We start from the raw sequence: 23,492 nt of genomic DNA on the forward strand, positions 1-23,492 counted from the left end.
AATGAGCGTTAGAAATGGAGATCGCTTAAAAGTTTTAATGGTTGAACCAAGGGGCGTTCGAGGCATCAACCATTATACTTACTTGCTATGCAATTCATTATCTGATTATGCAGATGTCACTATGGCGACAAAACCAAACTTTGAAACGGCGGATAAAGAACGGCTTTTTAACGTAGAACCAATGTTTACGCGTACTCGCAATTACCCTATCGAAGCACTCAAACTCTTGAGCTATGTTCGCAGAAACCGTCCTGATATTGTGCACTATCAGATGTATTTCTATTGGCCATTTGATTTAGTTTTCTTCAGGCTTCTTTCAAAGTCTACCGCGAAAGTAATCGTAACAGCCCACGATGTTCTTCCACATAATGCTAAACCTTTCCATAAATATATAATGAAAGCACTTTATAAACCTCTAAGCCATATCATTGCACACGATGACTACTGCAAACGGCTTCTAACGGACCTGCTTTGCATTTCGGAAAAGAAGGTATCCATTGTACCAATGGGCAATATTTCGGTTTTTCATGACACTGTAAAAAGTCCGGGAGATGCAAGAAAAAATCTCGGCATACCATCGGATGCAAAAGTTGTTCTATATTTTGGAGTCATCACAGAACGCAAAGGAGTCCCATACCTGATTCAAGCATTCCCTCAGGTTTTAAAAGATATTCCCAATGCTTATCTCATAATCGCTGGACTTCCACATAAGATTAATTGGAATGATTATGTGTCCTTAATAGAAAGTACTGGAATCTCAAACCGAACGCTAGCTATGCCAAAACATATTCTAATGGAGGAGGTAAAGCAATTATTCTTATCTGCTGACGTCGTATGCTTGCCTTACCTAGGCGTATATCAAAGTGGCGTGCTTCAAGTCGCTTATACGTTCAGGAAACCTGTTGTTGCAACAACTGTTGGTGGTTTGCCAGATGTCATAGAGGACGGTAAATCAGGCTTTCTAGTACCGCCCGGCGACCCAAAGGCAATTGCCGATGCGCTAGTTCGAGTATTGCGGGACAGCGAACTGCAAGCAAAGATGTCGGCGTACATAGACTATCTCAACGAAACAACTTACTCCTGGACGAATATCGCAGCAAAAACTTACGAGACTTACCTCAAGGTTCTCGGGTGTCCACTTCCAGGCAAAGGAGTGGCAGAATGAGATTGGTTCTAATAGGCGTTGGGTTCTTTCCTTGGATTGTTGCTGGGGACAAGAACTTTTTCACACGCCTAATACCGCTGTTGGCTAGTCGGTGCGAAAGTATTGACGTATTTTCCGTCAACGACCGCGAGGGTAGCGAGAATGTAGTGATTAACAGCTGTCCAGTCACATACCACAGCGCACCACGGCCGCTCCATTTAGGTAATCGCGGTCGGTTTTTTGCAGGCAGTGGTATCCTCATGGATTATCAGCATAAACATTCACCTCCGCAAGAAATTGCCGAACTTCTATTGACAACGATGCTTTGGCTACCAAGGCTACGTCGGCTTGTTCGAGAGAGAAAGATAGACGTAGTCCATTTCATGGATAACATGGGCCCTTCAATGCCCCTAATAAAACGCACACTCAATGACGTAATGGTTACTCATTCGGCGATGGCTTATGCCCCAAGGGGACACTTTTACGATAAATACCTTCGTTTTTGCATGAGCAAGCTTGATAAGATAATCCCATACTCCCAAGCATATGCCTCAAAACTCTTACAATTAGGGATAAGCGCACAAAAGATAGAGGTTATCAGATGGGGAGTTCAAATAAGCAAGGATGAACTAAGCAAGGAAAAGAAAGCCATTATTCGTAAAGAATACGGCGTGCCACCCAATGGCCGCCTCATCCTTTGGACAGGATTCATCCAACAAATACAAGAAGCTGACTTTCTAGCAGCCGTAGAAGTTGCCAAGAAAGTAGTCGCTGTAAGACCAAACTGTCGCTTTATTTTCGCATTCAAGCCGCGAAGCTTCCGGCCTGAATACAAGCATCTTGAATGCGAAGGAATCCTAATAGAAACAAATATTGAACACTTTTCAGAACTTCTGGAAACCGCAGACTATTTGTATTCGCCCCTTCTTAGAACCGACGTAATAGTCGCTCCACCTCTTACATGGCTCGAAGCTATGAGTAAAGGAACGCCAGTTATTTCGACAGCCGCTGGCGGTGTTGACGAGGTAGTAATTCACGGCAAGACGGGTTTTGTGGCACAATCATTCGAAAATCTACCAGAGACTTTGATTCGTGCAGCCGACTTCGACGACTTACAAGGCATGAGTAACGCCTGCAGGAACTTTACCGCTAAGAAATGCGATATAAATGACGTAGCTGAAAGATACCTCCGAATGTGGGAAAGCGGCAAAGGTATAAGTTAATATGAGAATCCTGCTTTGCAACAAGTTTTACCGTCCTGTGGGCGGTCCTGAGTGGATGGTTTATGATATGACCCGCCGCTTTGAAGAAGCTGGGCATACGGTCATAATTTTTTCTATGGAGCACCCTGACAACTGGCAATCGTCGTATTCTAAGTACTTCATGCCAAACGTCGAATATTCAGAAGGAACATCGTATGGCTTAAAACGCAAAATAGAGGAAGCATTCAGGATTATATATTCGGTCGAGGCTAGAAAGCGAATAGACCTTCTAATAAAAGACACAAAGCCTGACATTGCGCATCTACATAATATTTACCATCAGCTTTCGCCTTCCATAATTCATGGGTTAAAAAGGCAAGATATACCAATTGTAATGTCTCTGCATGATTATAAACTAATATGCCCAGCAATTAGGATGTTTGTTAGGGACAAAGTTTGCGACAAGTGTATTGGTGCAAGGTTCTATAATGCTATTAGATATAAATGTGTAAAAGACTCGCTTGTTTACAGTCTAATTTGCTGTTTGGAAGCTTATATTCATAGGATACTTAAGGTTTACAATTGTGTAGACCTATTCATCTCACCAAGCGATTTCCTGCGTGAAAAGATGATAAAGTCTGGAGTGCCCGCAGACAAAATTATCACCCAACATGTTGCCGTCGAGTTGTCGCAATTCAAACCATCAAGAAATGGTGGCCATGTTCTTTATATGGGGAGGCTCACAAAGGAAAAAGGAGTGCTTACGTTAGCAAAGGCAGCGGCAAAACTACCGAACGTCAGGTTTTGCTTTGCTGGCGAAGGTGAAGCTAGAGCAGAAATAGAATCTATGATTGAGCAGGAAAATATTAATAATATCGTTCTAGCTGGTTTTAAGGCTGGCAAGGACCTAATTAATCTAATAGAAGATTCATTGGCTGTTGTAGTCCCGTCGGAGTGGTATGAGAACTGCCCAAGGACTGTATTAGAAGGCTTTGCATGCGGCAAACCAGTGATTGGCTCGCGAATTGGTGGAATTCCTGAATTGATTTGCGAAGGCGTAGACGGATATCTCTTCGAGCCAGGAAATGACGCTGAATTGGCAGATAAGATTTTAAAGCTTCTTTCGGATGAAAAACGAAGGGTAGAAATGGGGCTAGCGGGACGTCGCAAAATGGAAGAGCATTTCTCTCCCGATGCTTTTTACAGCGGAACGCTCGATATTTACCGGCGGGTTGCAGGTATCCAATAAGAAGTGTAGAAATTAGAAAACCTGGTTTTCAGGATAGCCTTAATGAAGATTGCAATGCTTGGGACAAAAGGCATACCGGCTACATGGGGTGGAATCGAACATCATGTCGAAGAAATTTCCACTCGCATGGTTAATCTTGGACACGAAGTGACCGTGTACTGCCGGCCTTACTATACTACAACAGACGAACAATATTACAAAGGAGTACGGTTAAAGAAGCTCCCCACAATAGCAACAAAAAACTTAGATGCTATCACACATACATTTATGGCAACTATGCATCTTCTACTTGAGGATTACGATATTGTGCATTACCATGCCATTGGGCCTTCGACTTTATCTGCCTTCCCTCGTCTAGTTGGGAAACGAACTGTAGTAACTGTACACGGTCTTGATTGGCAGCGCGAAAAGTGGGGGAGCAAAGCCAAGCTATTCCTAAAGTTTGGTGAGTATGCCTCAGTGGTTTTTCCACATGCAACAATCGTTGTCTCCAAATATCTCAAAAAATATTTGGAGTATAAGTACGGAAAGACTGTTAATTATATTCCAAGTGCCGTTACAGATCCCATAATTAGGCCACCAAATAAGATACGCGAATACGGACTTGGCGAAAGAGATTACATCCTATTTGTTGCAAGACTTGTTCCAGAGAAGGGCTGTCATTTTCTTTTGGAAGCTCACAAGCGCCTAGGAGCAAAAATGAAACTTGTTGTTGCAGGTGGATCAAGTCATTCTGATGACTATGTTGAAAGCCTCCATAAGATGGCTGGAGACAATGTGATATTTACCGGCTATGTTTATGGCGAAACTCTGCAAGAACTTTATTCAAATGCCTACTGCTACGTTCACCCGTCCACTATCGAAGGGTTACCTGTAACACTACTAGAGGCTGTGGCATATGGAAACTGCGTCATTGCAAGCGATATTCCTGCAAACAAGGAGGTTGTTCAAGACTCGGGCATAATTTTTGAGAGCGAGAATGTTGAAAGCCTTTGTGAAGCGCTTGACAAAATTATCAAGAACTCTGAGCTGGCCCGAAATCTTGGTGAAAAGGCAAAAGCCCTCGGTGTTAAGGAATACAATTACGACAGCGTTACTCAAAAAACCCTTGCACTGTACCAAGAGGTATATGAAAGGAGTCTTCATTCTCCAACTGCAAAAATTGAAAGCAAATTACAACCTCCTGTTGACTCCAAGGATGCTCCATGAATAATGCGTTAGTGAAAAAGCGCACTACAAAGACACGGAACACATATATAAAAACCCTCCTACTTTTGCATCTAATAATACTTTTTACTGCCCCTTCACAAATGCTTGCTGCCATTGAAGCATTAGATATTGGCAGTGCCTCAAGAGTTGCTGAAATTATCAAATACCATCCAGGTTGGTCTGCACACGAAGCAGGTGGGGGGAGCCTTTCCATTATACAATCCGACTTGGTTCCTAGCGGCCGAACAATTAAAGTTGATATTCCTTACTCCGAGAGCGCCGCATTCCTTCGGTATACTCTTGAAAAGCCTGTAGAAGAGATATGGGTCGCATTTGCTATTCGAATTTTGAACGCAAGGCCAGATTGCGATTGGGCAAGACCTTTCGCCTTGGTTGGTGATGACGGAAAGAATCTATTAGAGATGCGATTGCGTGAAACAAAGCTAGTAGAACTAGCAAGCCAACCACAATCAAGCATCTACACAAGAACCCATCTTACGGGCTATCCATGGTGGCCAGGACAAAAATATCGGTATATCATTGGTTTCAGAAAAGGTGACGCAGGATTTGTAAGGTTTTATGTGGACAATGCCAAGATATACTGTCTTGACGGCGTAGACATGGGCGAAGGAATGATTTCCAGGGTTGAGATTGGCGGCTTTAGTACCATTGGAGTCAACCTGGGTGGGTCGCTGGAAATTGGAGATATACGAATTTCTACAAACCCAGAAGACTTAATCACCCAGATTCAACCAACTATTAATATTACTAATAAAGTTCTATCCACGGTAAACTCTGACTGCTTCGGAATAAATACTTCACACCCAGGAATTGACTGGCCTGCTAAAGCTTTTGATTTAGAGCGAGCGCTTAAATTCAATACCTACCGATATGGATATCGGTGTACTGAGAAAGATTGGGATGGCGAAACGACATGGCAGGCGAACCCAAATCGTAACTATTGGTATGCGCGCGAAGGACGTGGAAATGCGAAATCATTTCTTTATTCAAGTTTTTACACCGCTTGCACGAAAGACCCCCTTTTTATTTGTATTTTGAACTGCATGGGGGAACGCGATTCCAGATGGGATGCTGAGCATGCAGTAGAGTGGGTGAGGTTTAACAACAACTACAAAAAACCTGATGGTGCAATTGGTCTTAGAGCCATTTACGAAGCAGGCAACGAGGTTTCTCTCCCTCAATCTTTTACCGAAGGCTGGTGGTATGATGGCAAATCGTATATACAAATAGGGAGTGGTGTGGCGCTTTGGAATGCCAAACATGCTAAAGAGGTTTATCCGCGTGAAAATGGCATTCCCGATAGCCTTTCGAGCGAAGAAATGAACTTCAAGCTGGACTTCGGGCCCGGCAAGTATCTTTATTTAGGCTTTCGGTGGAAGTTCAATGAAATTATTTATGAACTTGCAAACATACCGAAAGAGAAGACAGCAGGAAGCATCAGGCTCAATTATGAATATTGGGATGAAACCACACGGCAGTGGCGTAACTTCAACCAATGGGTGAATGGATGGGAAACTGATAGGCGTCCTCACTTCCTTGCTACCGGACAGCTGAATAGAATTACCTTCGATTGGCGCCGTCTAGAAGGCTGGGGTAAAAGGTCAATTCGAGAAGAAGCAGGCGATAACAACTCTTTGATTTCAGATGACCGCTTATATTACATAAGATTGAGCCTTCATTCGCATGGCACGCTTTTTGCAGAAGCTCCAGTAGAGAAATTCATACGTGTTTGCATGCCGGGCGAATCCTATATTGACATATTAAAGCACTTTGCCCCGGTGCGCAAAGCTGGTGGCAAATTGTACGCATGGATTGGAATGGTTGGCAGTGTAGACTTTGAAAAAGCTCTTGCTGAAAATACTGATCTCTACGATGGAATAGTTTCTCATTTTTACACTAGCTACGACTGCGAACCCAATAAATCAGATGGCCCTGCGCATATCATGATTAATGCAGGGCTTTGGATGCCGGAATTGGTAAGCAAGTATGCGGAATATTTGCGAAAGAAATTTCCAGGGAAGAAAATCGGCCTCACTGAATGGGACTTTTCAGGCGTTCATCCATCGCTATTAACTTGCCATATAAATGGACTTCGTGCCGCCATAACGCAATGCGAAATTTTAAAGGGTGGCTGGGATTTCGCAGCATATCATACAGGCTTTTTCCCATATAAACTTGGGTATTCATATATGATTAATTCTTCCACTAATCCCAGGCTTCGGCCGACGGGGTTAGGGATTAAGCTTGTCCGTGATTGTGCGCTGAAATATGTACTTGATACGCAGTCGAATCATCCGTGGCTTTATGTCTGTGCTTTTCAGGGTGAGACCGAGAAGGACATAAGCCTGGTAGTAGTTAATCGGGCTGATTCAGACCTAACTGCTACGATAAACCTTCCAATCGAAGGATGTAGTTTCCGAATAAGGGATTTCAGCGGTTCTCCTTATGAAAATAATGAGGAGTCTTATGCGATTAAGTTTCGCTACCATCCTTCAATAGATGCAGGGCGTTCATTTACATATACTTTCCCTGCTTATTCTGTAACGGCTTTCGAAGCGAAAATATAGCGGATAATTAGACTCATGATATAATTAGGTGCCATCCTTTTCAAAACACTAGCTTTTGTGGGAGGAAAAAATAATGTCAACGGTTGCAGTATTGAGAACAAGTCCTGCTACGGTGCTTGATGACTATGAAAAGCTAATGCACCTAGCAGGTTATAAAGATTACTTATCAAGCCAAAACGATACCCTGCTCAAGCTAAACTTGTCATGGACGAAATTCTTTCCCGCATGCTCAACGGCGCCTTGGCAGCTTGAGGGGGTAATTCGAACAATGCTTAACGATGGCTGGGATACCACGAAGTTAATCCCTGTGGAAAATAAAACTGTTGTTACTAATCCGCGACTTGGGGCGAAGAACAATAAATGGATTCCTGTGTTGAACAAATATGGGCTTAAGTTTGTGCCGCTGACTGACGTAGAATGGACTAAATACGAGTTCAAAACACCTTTGCTAATGCTGGACAAAATCTTCCCCAAAGGTATTGAAATACCAAAAATGTTCATTGGTAAAAACGTCCTTCATCTTCCCACTGTAAAGACGCACGGTCACAGCATAACTACAGGTGCGATTAAAAATGCGTTTGGTGGTCTTTTGAAAGAAGTTCGGCACTACGCGCATAAGTACATCCACGAAGTGCTTGTCGACCTACTGATAATGCAAAAAGAACTGCATCCAGGCGTTTTTGCTGTGATGGACGGCACCGTTTGTGGCGATGGCGCGGGGCCGCGAACAATGGAACCAAAAATACAAAATTTTATCTTAGCGAGCGGAGATTCAGTGGCTATCGACGCAATAGCAGCAAAAATGATGGGATTTGAGCCCATGGAAATTCCATATATACGAATGGCTACTGAGATGGGACTAGGTTGCGGCAATCCAAGTGAGATTAAGGTTGTTGGAGAGGATATATCAGGTGTTAATTTCGGATTTCGAACAAAGAAAAGCCTAGTTATCTTGGGGGACCAAATTATCAGAAAGGGGTGGCTGCAGCCATTAGAAAAGCTACTTTTACATTCACCGCTTGTGTTTTGGGCTCCTCTTGCGTCAACGATATACCATGATTGGTATTGGTATCCGACAAAGGGGAAAAAGGCTATTCGCGAGTTCATGGAAACTGAATGGGGCAAGTTGTTTGCAAGCTATTCTTAACAAACTAGCATATCTACTAGTTGACGGTAAGCAAGATGCAAAATAAAATGAAACAATAACTTTCAGCAAACTGTTGTAAGGTAGTATGTTTAGAACTTGTCTGACTGTAAAAATGAGGAATACAAACGCCAAACTAGGGCTGGTGGCAGTCGTTATTTGTTTGATTCTCGCAAACAAGGTATTTGCGACAACATACGGCTGTGAGATTAATTACGCTTCCTTTGCACAGTTAAGGCTTTATATTAATAATCCAGCAAAAAAGATATCCTACCGATTTGTAGTTCCTCCGTCCCTCAACGGCAAGACCTTGTATGGAGTATACATTTATTCGACCGATGGCAAGGGTAGCATCCCCATATGTCGCGTTGGTTTGCAAGCAGATATTGACGGTTTGCCGTCGGGATCTTGGCTTTCAACGGGACAAGTGCCGGTTACAACCACATTTTTGCCAGCTGGGCGTGGAACTTTTGAACCTATTCAACTGCCGGGATACACATTATCAGCAGGAACAGCATACCATTTAGTAATATGTTATGAGTCAGGTGTCGCCAACAGCCAAAATTATGTGGCTTTTGCTTATGCTGCAGGCCATGATAAAGCTGACATGTCTGTTCTTACTGATTATGGGAACGGTTGGGTCATGCATAAGAATGCAGACCCAATATTTGCTCTAAATTTTGGACAAGGCCAATTTTATGGTCAAGTTTATACTAATTGTACAGACCAGCTTATATACGGCAGTGGCTCTAACTCCGGCTTTGGTCAACAGTTCGTAGCCACTAATACTGCTATCATCAAGCGCATATCATTTCTTATGCGATTGGCAGGTAGTCCAACAGCTTCTTGTCGCATAGTAATCAAAGACGTGCAGTCAGGCGAAGTTCTTGTAGATGAGGTATTTTGCACCCCTGCTGATTTTCCACGATCCAGTTCAAGGTTTTCAAACTGCTACTGGGTAGGCCATGATTTAACATCCCCAGTAACATTGACTGCAGGTCGAACTTACCGTATATGGTTATATGAAGATGGATATGGAGGGGATGCATATAATTGCTATAGAATAAGATGTTTCTCAACCACCTCAGAAACACTATCACCATTAACTTGGGGAGGCTCAACCTCCTGTTCAATTGCCATAACAGGATGGGGTAATTTAACACATTTGCCTCGTGCTGATACTCCTTTTCGCTTGAATACAGCTTCTCTGGAAATCAACTATAGACATCTGACATGTGTTACGCCTACCTCCGCCACAATTGTAGTAAGTACAAATAGAACTTCAAACGTAACAGTAGAATATGGTGAAACAAACCAATATGGAATGACCGCAAACTCATCAAATCTCTCACGCCATGAGATAGTATTGACTAGACTTCAAGCTGGAAAAAATTACCACTATAGATTGACATGCATTGATTCTAGCAATCCCAACAATTCAATAATTACTGAGGATTCTGAGTTCAGAATTCCACTTCCTGACGATACAATAACAGTTGACGTTATCGGCGACCTTCAACAATGCTCTAATAGTTATGCAATCGGTCAGGTAATAGGGAGACGTGGCGACATACTTTTAACAGCAGGCGACAATACGGAACTCGCACAATTTATACCCGGCGTCAACCCGACAAAAGAAGAAGCAAAGTTCGAATGGCAATTATTCCTTGGGCTGCTTAATCCTAGCTCTTGGTCACCGGCGCTTTATTTAACAACAGGCAACCATGATAATGTATCTGCAACAACCTGCGCTCAGGCTTGGCAGGAAGAACTGACACTGCCTACAAACGGTGCCTCTGAAATGTACTACTCCTTTGACTATGGACCTGCGCACTTTGTAGTTCTGGATTCTGCATCTATTGACCGAACAATCAGCAGCCAGCAGTTAGATTGGTTAAAGCAAGATTTAGGAAGTACAAACAAGCCTTGGAAGATTGCAGTAATTCACTATCTTATAAAGGGAATGAGCCCTTTAGAGGAAATACATAATTGGTGGGTTCTAAAAAATGCCGATACCTTGCATCAAATCTTTACTCAATATGGAGTTCGTCTTGTGTTGCAGGGCCATAGACATGTATACAACCGTTACGTAAAAGATGGAATATTCTATGTGATTAATTCGACAATGAGTTATGACCTTTCTTACGCCCCCTTTGGGTGGGAAACTCCCTACAGCGGCGTGGAGGAATTGGAGAATATCGATGGCGAATCAGGTACTATACCTGCATATATTAACTTCGCTGGCTCGACCCGCCTGGAGATATCACCTGAGCAACTTACCGTGAGCTTTATTGATGGAGCCGACAGAGTATTAGATAAGTTCTCGCTAGCGCCTAGCAATTTTGATTTAATTTCTCCCGCAAATGAAGCAACTGTATCGTCAGCAACCCCAACTTTTTCATGGGCTCCTTCAATCGATGATGCTAGCGGATTAGTTGAATACGAACTATGGATAGATAATCAACTATGTGTCGACAATATTCCACCCCAATGGACATATTGTATTCCATTTTCACCTCTAAGTGATGGAGCACATACTTGGTGCGTAATAGCCAGGAACCGAGCCGGTCTTAGCAGATTATCGGAGACTTTCACTGTAAATGTTAACGTTGGCTCCGAACCAGACATAACACCTCCAACTAATCCAGTTAATGTTATTGTGTATTCTAGCTCAGATAGGGAGGAGATTCTTCAAAGCAACCATTGGTACAGCTTCCAAACACCCCTAATTATTTGGAACGGTGCCACAGACGACAGTTCAGGCGTGGATGGCTATTATGTATATTTCGGTACAAATCCGAATGCAGAACCAGTTTTTTCTGGTACTTACTGCAGAGTGAACTGGTATGCTCCGACCACGCTAAGTTTGGATGGCTACTACTACCTAAGAATACGCACTGTTGATAATAGAGGCAACTTTTCTCCTGATGTCTTTGAAGGTTTCGTTTATTGGCTAGATGCCACTTCGCCAACGCAGCCTGGTATACCCTTGACAATTACTCCAACGCTCGATCCAACCCCGGTATGGCAATGGGCGCCTTCTGTGGATAATGCATCAGGCTTAGCAGGATACCGAATAGACGTAGTAGTTGAAAAATCAGGCTATTTTCGCGTATGCAACCTTTGGTTAGGAAATACCACAATATGGGAGCAAACTGTTTCTTTGGAACCAGGTAATTACATGTGTAGAGTTCAAGCAATTGATAATGTTGGGAGAGCCAGTTTATACTCGGAATGGGGAAAAGTATTGATCTTGCCTGTTAATAGCATTGCTTGGGCTAAAACTTTAAAACCAGGCATAGGAGTTTCCCTGAGTGGCAAGGTTGTCACGGCTTCTTTTGCTGATTGTGTTTACATCGAAGAACCTAACCGTTGTTCAGGACTTCGCATAAACGGTTCGTTCCCGGTTGCAATTGGCGATGAAGTAAGTGTATCTGGTACGACGTCTTTGACTGATACCGGCGAGTTTTGTATTTCCAATGCTAGTGTTTCGGTAACCTCTTCTGGTATTAACATTAGACCGATACTTATAAACCAAAGGAATATTGGGTACGGAATTCTTTCTAACAAGATAGCGTTGGGACCAAATGTTACGTCAATGCTGATGAAAGTTCATGGACGAGTAATAGGAATCCTTTCAGATGGCTTTTATTTGGATGATGGCTCTTTACTTGAAGCACCTAATGGTGCCTTTGGAATTAAGGTATCCACTTGCGACCTTGCGCCTGGCAGCTTCACGCCGCCTAATGTGGGCGACTATGTCATAGCAACTGGAATAGTATGCCATTATAAAACAGGCAGTAATGTTTACCCTTACATTAGGTGCCGAGTTCCTTCGGATCTTGTAATATGCCGATAAGTGGTTGCTATAGTATTGTTGACTCTCAACATCCACACTTTTTCAGCACACGTCTTAAGCCTCCAACACACATCACCGATAATAAGTATTGGAGCCATCTTCATAAGAAGGAGATGGCTTTTATGCTTGCAAGATTCATGAGAACTTGTCGCCTAGATGACCCTGTGATATAATTTGGCTGTAAGCCCCAAGGAAAAAAACAATGTCTGACCCGGCACAAAAGCGCATTCAAGAAGTTTCCGCAATTTACGAGATTAGTCAAGCCATCAATAACCTCTCTATAGACGAGCTTCTGAAGCTCATAACGGAGAAGGCCGCTGACGTTATGGATGCACAGGCATGCTCGTTGATGCTTAAAGACCCAAATAAAGACGAGCTGGTCATCAAAGCGAGCTATGGCTTGTCTGAGCAAATAGTTGAAGAAACTCGGGTTGCAATTGGAGAAGGCGTTGCTGGCAGAGTTGCGTTGACAGGCGAGCCTATGCTACTGACTAATCTTCAAAATGACCCTAGGTTTATCAATACGGACGTTGTACCACGGCCGGAAATTGCCTCTTCAATATGCGTGCCACTAAGAGATGAGGGCTCAAATATACTAGGGGTGCTAAGCATCCGGCGAATTTCGCCAGCTAAAATGTTCACCGAAGAAGATGTCAAGCTGTTTAGCGTTTTTGCAAGCCAAGCAGCCCTCGCAATATCAAACTCCCATCTTTACGCCAGCCTAAAAGACAGGGTGCAGGAGCTTTCCGTTCTGCACGAAGCAAGTAAAGAGTTAAGTGGTGCATACAGCGTTGAAAATGCGGCGCATTCGCTAGCCCGTCTTGCAACGCAGATGATTGACGGTTCGTCTGCGATGGTACTTTTACACGAGCGTAGGCATGGGGTCAGAATCCAAGCAGCATCTGGTGTAGCTGCCAAAATACAAAATACCATAGCAGAGACAATAGACGAAGGTTTCATTGCATGGATGCATGGTTTGCGTGAGCCAAAAACCATTTTGACCAAAAACAAGAACCGATGGCCAACGAGTTTATACCGACTGGCAGACGTGCTAAAACGCTCGTTCGCAAGGATTATAGCCATACCGCTAATTGCAGAGGGCAATGTAATAGGCTTACTTTTGCTTTGTAATAAAAAAGATAAGCAAATCGAGAAACAAAAAGTTCGCTTACTTTCAATAATCTCCTCGCAGGCTGCAACAATCATTAAAAATACCACTAGATATAAAGAGCAGATTGAACAGAAAGCGCTTGAGCTAACCGCGTTGTACCAACTTTCAGAGCGCATAAGCACCGCTGCAAACCTAAAAGAAGCTTTGGATTCGATTCTTGACATAGTTCGCGATATAGTTTGGTATGACCAGGGTTATATATCAACGATTGATTATGAAAAGAAAACAATGACCCTTCAGGCTTGGAGAGGTATTGATATCAAGCCTTCAGAAACAGAAGTTCCACTTGAAAAGGCGCCCTTAAGCAAGTGGACAATCAGCGAAAGGAAAGCTATTGTTGCTCCAGATATAAGCAAGGACAACCGTTTTAATAAGCCAGCTGTCTTTTCAGGAATAGTAAAATCACTCATGTCAATTCCATTAATTGTCCAAGACGAAGTGGTTGGCGTGCTAAACATCGGTAGTCATGCGCCAAATCTTTATACTGAGGAAAGTGTTCGGATACTTTCGATTATCGCTTCTCAAGCAGCTGCTTTATATAAAGAGCTAGAGACGTCAAGTGCTCTTGCAAACTATACTGACAACATTCTTCGAAGTATTGCTGCAGGAGTTGTAACACTAGATAGCGACGGTAGAGTATTAACATGGAACAAAGCAGCTGAAGAGATCGTGGATATACCCGCAAATCAAGTGATTGGGAAACACTTTGCAGAGATCGTAAACAATATAGGTATTTCGGAAACCGATAAGGAACGAACGCTTTCTATTATTAAGAATGTATTTCGTTCGGGGCATGGATACCTTGGGCACAAACTGGAATATCATCCAACCCAGGGAGATGCAGAAGTTATCTATATTAATATGAATATCACCCAGCTACGTGATCATACTGGCGAAGTCCTTGGGCTTGTTCTAATATTCGAAGATGTAACAAAAGAAATCGAAATGGAAAACGAAATGCGGCGCATTTCGGAGCTTGCAGCAGTAGGCCAGCTAGCTGCAACGATTGCCCATGAGCTCCGGAATCCTTTAAGCTCTATAAAGGGCGCCGCGCAATTCTTGCGAAAAGAATACGAGGATCATTCAGCCATAAAGGAATTTCTTGATATTATAATCGATGAAGTCAATGTTTTGAGCAAGATTACAACCGAATTCTTAGACTTTGCTAGACCAACGAAGTTGAATTTGAAGGAAACAGATGTGAACGATGTTGTATTTCGCACTCTTCAGTTCATGCAACTTGAAATCACAAAGCAAAATGTTCACGTTCGCCAAAACTTCAACTACAACCTGCCAAGAATTTGGGCAGATGACAAGCAGCTTGAACAGGTATTGCGCAACATCATTTTGAATTCTCTTCAGGCAATGCCAGATGGCGGAAACTTGTATGTGGACACAGCCCAAGCAGACAATGCAGTTCGAGTCATCATAACAGACACAGGCATTGGAATACCAAGCGATAAAATTGATAAAATTTTCGTTCCATTCTTTACAACGAAAACAAAGGGAACAGGCTTGGGACTTTCGATAGTGCGCAAAATCGTAGAAAATCATGGCGGTACGGTACGGGTGCAGAGCGAAGTAGGAAAAGGAACAACTTTCGAGATAACCTTGCCTATAAGGAGCGATAGAGCTAGAATTTTGTCTTCGGAGGTTGATACTATAACACAAAGAGAGGAAGCAGAGTTATTAAGACGCAGTCATCATCGGGAGATTCCCACGTAAAGAACCCATCATTAATAGGAAGGAACGGTATGGAAAACAATAAGTCAATACTAATTGTTGACGACGAGCCGAATATCAGACGTGTGCTCGATGCTGTTTTTACAAAAGAAAAATACCAAGTATTTACTGCCGAGAATGGCAAAAAAGCCCTCGACATAATTGCAACGGAGCCAGGGTTGTCTGTTATGCTTTGTGACCTCATAATGCCTGACCTTAATGGCATTGAGGTTCTCAAAGCGGCAAAAGAGCTAAATCCCAATTTATCGGTTGTTATGATAACAGCCCACGGCACAATCAAGAGTGCTGTTGATGCAATGAAGCTTGGGGCTTTTGACTATATAACAAAGCCCTTTGACATGGATGAGATAAAACTAATTGTAAAAAACGCTTACGAACGTAGCCGTCTTCTGGGCGAAAACATTGAGCTAAAACAAGAGTTAAAAGCGCGCTATCGTTTCGACAATATTGTTGGAAGCAGCACGAAAATGCAGGAAGTTTATAAAATCGTAGAGCGTGTTGCAAATAGTAATGCAACTGTGTTAATCCGAGGTGAAAGTGGAACGGGTAAGGAGCTAATTGCTCGCGCAATACATTACAACAGCCCAAGAAGCTCAAAACCATTTATCGCGGTATCATGCGCTGCTCTACCTGAAACATTGCTAGAAAGCGAGCTTTTTGGGCATGAAAAAGGTGCATTCACAGGAGCAATAGGTCAAAAGGCTGGTCGTTTCGAACTTGCCCACCAAGGAACTTTATTCCTTGACGAAGTTCCGGAGATTTCCCCATCTGTGCAAGTAAAGCTACTTCGGGTTTTGCAAGAAAGGGAATTCGAACGAGTTGGCGGCACAAAAACAATAAAAGTAGACGTTCGGGTAATTGCAGCGACTAACCGCAATTTAGAAGAACTTGTTGAGCACGGGCAATTTCGCGCTGACCTTTACTACCGTCTCCAAGTTATTCAAATCTTCCTTCCACCTCTTAGAGAGCGGCGAGAGGACATACCTGAACTCGTTGAATTCTTTATTAATAAGTATAACAAAGCGAACAATAAAGAAGTTAAAGGCGTGAGTCCCCAAGTTATGGATCTCTTCATGAAATATAATTGGCCAGGGAACGTTAGAGAATTAGAAAACGCAATTGAGCGAGGAGTCGTACTTACAGAACCAGGTGCCGATTTAATAACTCCAGACCTACTCCCCATGAGCATTCAGGTAGCAGCTGAAACGTCTTAACAGCAAGAATGCAATTTATTAGGATTCTGCAAAAGGGTCTTGTACGACAAGACCCTTTTTGTTTACCAATTTTTTAAAAAATTTGGGCATCGAATACTTCTATGGCACACCAATGGCACAGTTTATGCAGTTAAATCAATTGGGAGTAGGGTATAAGACAAACTTACGAAGCCAATCTTTGGCAATTGTGCGCGACAGCAAAAATGCCTGGCCAACTGTCGGAAGTTTAGCAATGGGGGCTCGGGAAAATGATTAGAAAACGCAACATACTGGTCGCGGACGACGAGGTCAATCTCTGCAAGATTCTCGAGGCAGAGCTGAAAAATGCAGGATATGCGGTCACCGTGGTTCATGATGGGGTACAGGCTGTCGAAAAAGCTAGAGAAATAGATTTCGACATTATCGTCCTTGATTTGCGAATGCCAGAGATGGATGGCCTTAACGCACTGCGGGAAATTCGCAAACATGACAAGGAAACTCCCATCATAATAATGACAGCTTATGAAAATCACGACACCATGGCCAGTGCCCTATCAATGGGAGCCACCGCCTGCATTAATAAACCATTTGATTTGGACAGCATCACCGCCCTTGTGAAAGCCACGCTCGACGATGGAAATGGCCAGAAATCAGTAGATTGGTCAGGGTCCGTGCGCACAGTATTCTTCAATAAAAATCAGCCGGTGCTAGTTGAAGTCCACGATGGTGAGTATGTTGGGCAATATCACAGCAGGATAGAAGATAAAGATGACCGGACATTGACCATACTTTGTCCGACAAGCGGAGGAAGCCATATTATTTTGAGCCCAGGCACGCCGGTTTCTATTGGACTCGCCGGCGAAGATGCGTTCTATAGCTTTGAGACAACAGTTCTTGCCCAGCGTGAGAATTATCTTCCGCTTATAGTTCTAAGCAAGCCTTCGGTAATCTACCGCGTTCAGCGACGAAAGCACGCGAGAATAGCTGCTAAAATTGCTGTAGAGATGGCGCTGGTTGAGAAAACTGGAGAAAACGAAGAAAATTCTACAATAGGCCCTGTTTTTACGGTTTATACCGAGAATATTGGAGCTGGTGGATTGAAGATAGTAACTCGCCAAAGACTTCCCGACGGAGCAACGGTAAGAATATGGGCTTCCAATGTGCCTGGCTTAGGCGAGCTTACGGGAACCGGCAGAATTACACGTGCGCAGAAAATATCTGTGAACAGCCATGAAGACTGGGAATATGGCATCCAGTTCACAAAAATAGCCGATGAAGTGCGACATACACTTGCTCAAGTGGCTGAGTCAAAAGTAACCGTTTGACTTTAATAACAGCTAAGCTAAAAACAGCCTAGCGATCGTTAAGACGCTAGGCTGTTTTGTTATTCCCATCAAGGCAACAAAAATGTACTATATTTTCTATCGCCATATCGCTTAGAATTGACTTGTTTGACTACATTCTCAGCCAATGATATACTCGATTCGAAACCATAACCAAGGAGGATTCCAAGGTGAAATGTGCTAGGTGTGGAGCTGAAATACCAACTCAGGGCGGTACGAGGTTTTGTCCGTCTTGTGGAGCACCCGTCTCATTAAGACGCCCTGAAAGCACAGGCTCGGCTTCTATGCCAAAGAAAAAACTAACAATATGGGCAGTTGTTGCATCAATTTGCATAGCGGGCATTATACTCGGTGCTGTGGTTCTTGCGAAAAGAGGCGGTAAAGTAACACAAATCCCTGAAGCACCTCCTGTTAAACAGCCGCCAGTTACACAGCAAACAGGACTGCCTGAAGCAAAACAACCTGGTGTGTTGAAAACCGATGTAGAGAAACCACCTCTTAGCGCAAAAACCCCTGAAAAAAACGCTCCTCCGCCAGAAGTACTGGCGTACCTTGAACACCTAAAGAAGGTCGAGGAAGCTCGCGTTGGACTTAAGGAAAAAGAAGAAGCAGAACTTATCAACATGATGGTTCACATTCAACTAGATCCCCTGAAAGAAGTTCTAAGTTGGTCTGATACTGACACATCAAACAAAAATGAAGAAGACCCCCAGCAGAAAGCAATAAGAGAGATGAGCGAACTATCAAAAGAGTGGCAACAACTGGCAAGATTTTTTGTTTCAGTTCAGCCGCCTGAACCATGCCACAATCTTGCCACAAAGTATTCCGAAATGTTGGCAGACGTAATCTCTTCGGTTGGTGATATTCAGGATTTCCTGCGCAAGGCTGATGTTGGAACCCTAGTGAAAATGCAAGGCAAAAGCAGCAGAATAGACCAAAAATTGAGCGCAGCTGATGAAGAGCTAGGGAAAGTTTGTAGCCAGTATGGCATTGAAAAAAGCTTCTCAATTCAGCCAGATGCTGGAATGTCACCTTTGTTCAATATAATTCCTCGTAAATAAAAACACGTGGTTATTTTCGAAAGGCGTGGGACAGAATTATGCGAATATTGATTACCGGAGCTGCCGGTATGCTTGGCAATGATCTTCAAAAGGTCCTCGGAGGCGAAAACGAACTAATTCTGACCGATATAGTTGGCGATTTCATTCCGCTAGACATAACGGATACCCAAAATGTTAGAGATTTGCTCTTTAAGGTGCATCCTGACCTTGTAATTCATTCTGCAGCTTATACCGATGTTGATGGGTGCGAGCGAGAGCCAGAAAAAGCATATCGCATAAACTCATTTGGCACATGGAATGTTGCTACAGGATGCGAGGCTATCAAAATACCGATTATTTATATAAGTACTGATTTTGTCTTTGATGGTGAAAAGGGCGAGCCTTATTATGAGTTTGACACGCCAAATCCTTTAAGTCATTATGGCAAATCGAAATATGCAGGTGAATTGTATGTAAGCTCACTCTGCTCAAAGTATTACATTATTAGGACTGCCTGGCTATATGGCGAAAAAGGAAAAAATTTCCCACGCACTATGCTTACCCTGGCGAAAACTAGAAAAGAACTGACGGTTGTAGATGACCAGATTGGCTCGCCTACATTTACATATGATTTAGCACTTAAAATTAGGGACCTTATTCAATCTCCACTTTATGGCATTTATCATGTTACAAATAAGGGTTTGTGTTCATGGTTCGAATTTGCAAAAACAACGCTAGCACTTGCGGGTATTACTGATGTAGAAGTTAAACCGATTAAGTCTTCCGAATGGCCAAGTCCGACAAAACGTCCGAAATATTCTGTTCTGAAGCACTGGGCGCTTGAGATGCAAGGAATGGACGACCTTCGTCATTGGGAAGAAGCCCTCAAAGATTTCATAAAGCGGATTTCAAATGGATTATAGTGAAACACTGAACTTGCCAAAGACCGATTTTCCGATGCGGGCTAATCTTCCAAAGCTCGAACCAGAAATTCGCCAGTTTTGGGAGATGTGCAATATCTACAAGAAATCGTTGGAAAAGCCCGCACCTAAGGGGGATTTCATACTCCATGATGGGCCTCCTTATTCAAACGGCCACATTCACATGGGCCATGCGCTCAATAAGATTCTAAAAGATATCGTTATCAAGTACAAAACAATGGCAGGCTACCGATGCCCGTTTGTTCCAGGTTGGGATAACCATGGAATGCCGATTGAAGCTGAAGTATTCAAAGAGTTTAAAAAACAAGGGAGAAAACCAGAACGCCTTGAAATTAGGCAAAGATGCCGAGAGTATGCGTCAGAGTGGGTTAATATTCAGCGTGAGGAGTTTATACAACTTGGGGTCCGCGCTGATTGGAAAAACCCATACCTTACAATGTCTACCGAATATGAAGCCACAATCGTGAAAGTTTTTGCTGAATTGGCGTTGGGTGGGTACATATATCGAGATTTAAAACCAATTTATTGGTGTACCAATTGCGAAACTGCTCTTGCGGAAGCAGAAATTGAATATCGAATGCATGTTTCGCCCTCAATTTATGTGCGTTTTCCACTTAAATCTGACCTTAACGGTATATTTTCTAATCTTCCAGCAGACCATTGTTTTGCTTTGATTTGGACAACAACCCCTTGGACAATCCCTGCAAACGTTGCTTTAGCGGTGCATCCAAATTACAGCTACGTGATAGTGCGCGTAGGCGAAGACTACTACTTACTTTGCGAGAATCTCCTTGAGAGAGTTTCCGCAGCAATTGGATTCCAAGATTATCAAATAATTAGCTTTGCAAAAGGAACAGAACTAGAGGGCACTGTCTTTGCACACCCAATCTTCGGCAGAGACTCTATTGTTGTACTTGCCGATTATGTCACGTTAACGGAGGGAACAGGGATAGTTCACATTGCACCAGGACATGGGCGTGAAGATTTTGACACCGGACGAGAATACGGCCTTCCAGTGTTAAATCCAGTTGATGATGCTGGCCGCTTTACGGAAGAAGCTGGCATATTCGCTGGCTTAACCATCGAGGAGGGAAATCGGAAAATTATAGAAGAACTTGAGCAAAGAGGACACCTTTTAGCTCACTCGGAGGTTGAACATAGTTACCCCCATTGCTGGCGCTGTCGCAAGCCAGTAATATTCCGCACTACAGTGCAGTGGTTTCTTAACCTAGAACACAATAACCTTCGCAATAAGATTATTGACTCCATAGAAACAATAAAGTGGTTCCCTGCAGAGAGTATTAACCGCATCACAGCAATGATTGAAAATTCGCCTGATTGGTGTATTTCTAGGCAACGCGCATGGGGTGTAGGAATTCCTGTCTTTTACTGTGCGTCTTGTGGGAAAGAAATAATGACCCAGGAATCTTTGGAGGCCGTTTATGAGTTAGTAAAAACCAATGGGTCAGACGCTTGGTTTACAAAAGAGCCGTCCGAAATTCTCCCAAATGGTTTTCATTGCCCGACCTGCGGTGGGACGTCATTCTATAAGGAAACCGACATCTTAGATGTTTGGTTTGACTCAGGATCGTCATGCCGTGCAGTTCTCGAAACTCGCCCTGAACTTCACTATCCGGCAGATATGTATCTTGAGGGTTCCGACCAACATCGGGGGTGGTTTAACAAATCGCTTGTAATAGGCATTTCGACAAAAGGCATATCGCCGTTCCGTGAATGTGTAACAAATGGATGGATGCTTGATGAACATGGCCGTACAATGCACAAGTCGCTGGGCAATGTGATTGCACCTGAGGAAATCACAAGCCAAAACGGTGCAGATGTGCTCCGCCTTTGGGTCTCTTCAACGAATTATTTCGAGGACGTAAGACTCGGAAAAGAAATTCTCAAGCGTGTAAGTGATGAATATCGCAGAATTCGAAATACTTTTCGCTTTCTTCTTGCCAATCTATACGATTTTAACCCTGCATCTGACAAAGTAGCTGATTCAGAATTATTAGAGATTGACAGGTGGGCACTTCATCGGCTTCAATGTCTTATTCGTGAAGTAACGGCAGCTTATGAATCTTATGAATTCCATCGCGTATATCATTCAGTACGCAATTTTGCTGCAGTTGATTTAAGCTCATTTTATCTTGATGTGTTGAAGGACAGGCTTTATACGTCATCACCGAAATCCGTTGAGAGGAGGTCGGCACAAACAGTATTTTATATTATACTATCCTCAATGGTACGCATGATGGCTCCAATTTTGAGCCATACAGCTGAGGAAGTTTGGAAATTTATGCCAGGAAAGAAGGAAATTAGCGTACATTTGGAAGAATTCCCAATGGTTAACGAGCGGTATGTGAGCGAGGACCTTGCTAGACGTTGGGAGAAACTTCTTGACATACGCGACCAGGTCTTCAAAGCTATCGAGGAAGCGCGGACGGCTGGCGTGATAGTAAAGCCTCTTGAGGCTGCTGTAACCATAGCCGCACCTCCTGAACTTTATGACTTTCTAGTTGGCTATGTGGACCAGCTTCCTTCGATTTTTATCGTTTCACAAGTGAAGGTCGAACAATCTAAAAATAAGAAGTTGGAAATCCAAGTAAGTCCAGCGCCAGGTAAAAAGTGTGAGCGATGTTGGTTAGTAGTCCCAGGAGTAGGGGAGCATCCTATCCATCCAACGCTTTGCGCTCGTTGTGCTGAGGTTGTCACAAGGGTATACTAAATTGCATTGATCTAGCGGAGGAAGGATTTTTCGAAACCGTGGTGTTTTTTGTGGTCCATTCTCCGTATTTATGAAGGGGGAAATAAATGCAAAAATCTATTGATAATGAAAAATACAGAAAAAGACTTATCGAAGAGCGTGAGCGGATTCGCAAGGAAATAGAAGAAATTGAACGTGATATAGGCTATTATGACACTGAAATTGGGCATTCGGAGCTCGCAGATTATGACAATCACCCTGCAGATGCAGGTTCTGATACATTTGAAAAGGAAAAAGATATTGCTCTTTTAGATAATTACAGGGATATACTCGGGAAAATTGATGAGGCATTGGGCAAGCTTGATCGCGGCACTTATGGAATATGTGACCGGTGTGGTAGAAGGATTGCTGAAGGTCGCCTGGAGATAATCCCATATGCTATCTACTGCGTAGAGTGCCAAGATATTATAGAGGGTCAGTGACAAGAAGATTATTTTATGCAATAGCGCTTACAGTGGCGTTTATAGACCAATCTACAAAGATGCTTGTTTCCAGCCGTCTTCGGCTTGGTAATTCAATTCCAATAATAGACGGCATTGTGCTTATTGAGCCAACTCGCAACCCAGGTGGCGCATTTGGCATTTTTCAAGCATATGGAGGAATTATAACTTTTCTAACCGCCATAGCAATTATTGCCATCCTCGTTGCTAGCCGTCGAGACATTGCATTACCACGAATTGCATGGATTGCGCTGGCTTTGCAACTTGGCGGGGCAGTTGGAAACTTAATAGATAGAATACGCTTAGGTTATGTTTTAGATTTCATCAACTTTCAAGTATGGCCTGTATTTAATTTCGCAGATGCCGCAATTGTAATTGGCGTTGTCTTGCTTTTGTGCTACGTAATTTTCGGCGAGAAATTTTACGCACGCAGTGCGTCTTAACAGCCAACGGAGA

The 23,492-nt window shown here is 43.1% G+C and carries 15 protein-coding genes; all 15 read left to right on the forward strand.

Annotated elements, in window-relative coordinates:
* Nucleotide 1 precedes the first annotated feature (1 nt).
* Nucleotides 2-1,165, forward strand: coding sequence for a glycosyltransferase family 4 protein (locus QHH26_03325; GenBank protein MDH7480994.1), 1,164 nt, complete (start codon nucleotides 2-4; stop codon nucleotides 1,163-1,165).
* Nucleotides 1,162-2,367, forward strand: coding sequence for a glycosyltransferase family 4 protein (locus QHH26_03330; protein ID MDH7480995.1), 1,206 nt, complete (start codon nucleotides 1,162-1,164; stop codon nucleotides 2,365-2,367). The genes QHH26_03325 and QHH26_03330 overlap by 4 nt, the downstream gene beginning before the upstream one ends.
* Before the next feature lies 1 nt (nucleotide 2,368).
* Nucleotides 2,369-3,595 carry a glycosyltransferase family 4 protein gene (locus QHH26_03335; protein ID MDH7480996.1) on the forward strand — a complete coding sequence of 409 codons (1,227 nt, stop codon included), beginning with the start codon at nucleotides 2,369-2,371 and terminating at the stop codon, nucleotides 3,593-3,595.
* A 42-nt stretch (nucleotides 3,596-3,637) separates the two neighbouring features.
* The gene (locus QHH26_03340) at nucleotides 3,638-4,804 is read left to right on the forward strand and encodes a glycosyltransferase family 4 protein (protein MDH7480997.1); all 1,167 of its coding nucleotides are present in this window, start codon (nucleotides 3,638-3,640) and stop codon (nucleotides 4,802-4,804) included.
* Entirely contained in the window at nucleotides 4,801-7,392 is a 2,592-nt protein-coding gene (locus QHH26_03345) for a hypothetical protein (protein MDH7480998.1), read from the forward strand. Before QHH26_03340 ends, QHH26_03345 begins: the two co-directional genes overlap by 4 nt.
* A gap of 73 nt (nucleotides 7,393-7,465) precedes the next feature.
* Entirely contained in the window at nucleotides 7,466-8,539 is a 1,074-nt protein-coding gene (locus tag QHH26_03350; protein ID MDH7480999.1) for a DUF362 domain-containing protein, read from the forward strand.
* Nucleotides 8,540-8,651: 112 nt separating this feature from the next.
* Nucleotides 8,652-12,395 carry a metallophosphoesterase gene (locus tag QHH26_03355; GenBank protein MDH7481000.1) on the forward strand — a complete coding sequence of 1,248 codons (3,744 nt, stop codon included), beginning with the start codon at nucleotides 8,652-8,654 and terminating at the stop codon, nucleotides 12,393-12,395.
* A gap of 202 nt (nucleotides 12,396-12,597) precedes the next feature.
* Entirely contained in the window at nucleotides 12,598-15,291 is a 2,694-nt protein-coding gene (locus QHH26_03360; GenBank protein MDH7481001.1) for a GAF domain-containing protein, read from the forward strand.
* A gap of 29 nt (nucleotides 15,292-15,320) precedes the next feature.
* On the forward strand, nucleotides 15,321-16,523 hold the full coding sequence (locus tag QHH26_03365; GenBank protein MDH7481002.1) for a sigma-54 dependent transcriptional regulator: 1,203 nt from the start codon (nucleotides 15,321-15,323) through the stop codon (nucleotides 16,521-16,523).
* Between the two features lie 248 nt (nucleotides 16,524-16,771).
* Nucleotides 16,772-17,827 carry a response regulator gene (locus tag QHH26_03370; GenBank protein MDH7481003.1) on the forward strand — a complete coding sequence of 352 codons (1,056 nt, stop codon included), beginning with the start codon at nucleotides 16,772-16,774 and terminating at the stop codon, nucleotides 17,825-17,827.
* 188 nt (nucleotides 17,828-18,015) lie between these two features.
* Complete coding sequence (locus QHH26_03375; GenBank protein MDH7481004.1) at nucleotides 18,016-18,906, forward strand: hypothetical protein; 891 nt, start codon at nucleotides 18,016-18,018, stop codon at nucleotides 18,904-18,906.
* A gap of 38 nt (nucleotides 18,907-18,944) precedes the next feature.
* Nucleotides 18,945-19,808 carry a dTDP-4-dehydrorhamnose reductase gene (rfbD, locus tag QHH26_03380; protein ID MDH7481005.1) on the forward strand — a complete coding sequence of 288 codons (864 nt, stop codon included), beginning with the start codon at nucleotides 18,945-18,947 and terminating at the stop codon, nucleotides 19,806-19,808.
* Complete coding sequence (gene ileS, locus QHH26_03385; protein ID MDH7481006.1) at nucleotides 19,798-22,557, forward strand: isoleucine--tRNA ligase; 2,760 nt, start codon at nucleotides 19,798-19,800, stop codon at nucleotides 22,555-22,557. The genes rfbD and ileS overlap by 11 nt, the downstream gene beginning before the upstream one ends.
* Nucleotides 22,558-22,643: 86 nt before the next feature.
* A complete protein-coding gene (locus QHH26_03390) occupies nucleotides 22,644-23,018 on the forward strand; it encodes a TraR/DksA C4-type zinc finger protein (GenBank protein MDH7481007.1) in 375 nt (124 codons plus the stop codon).
* Complete coding sequence (gene lspA, locus QHH26_03395) at nucleotides 23,015-23,479, forward strand: signal peptidase II (GenBank protein MDH7481008.1); 465 nt, start codon at nucleotides 23,015-23,017, stop codon at nucleotides 23,477-23,479. The genes QHH26_03390 and lspA overlap by 4 nt, the downstream gene beginning before the upstream one ends.
* The last annotated feature ends 13 nt before the right edge of the window (nucleotides 23,480-23,492 follow it).

This window comes from Armatimonadota bacterium, from assembly GCA_029907255.1.
Lineage (GTDB): Bacteria > Armatimonadota > UBA5829 > DTJY01 > DTJY01 > JAIMAU01.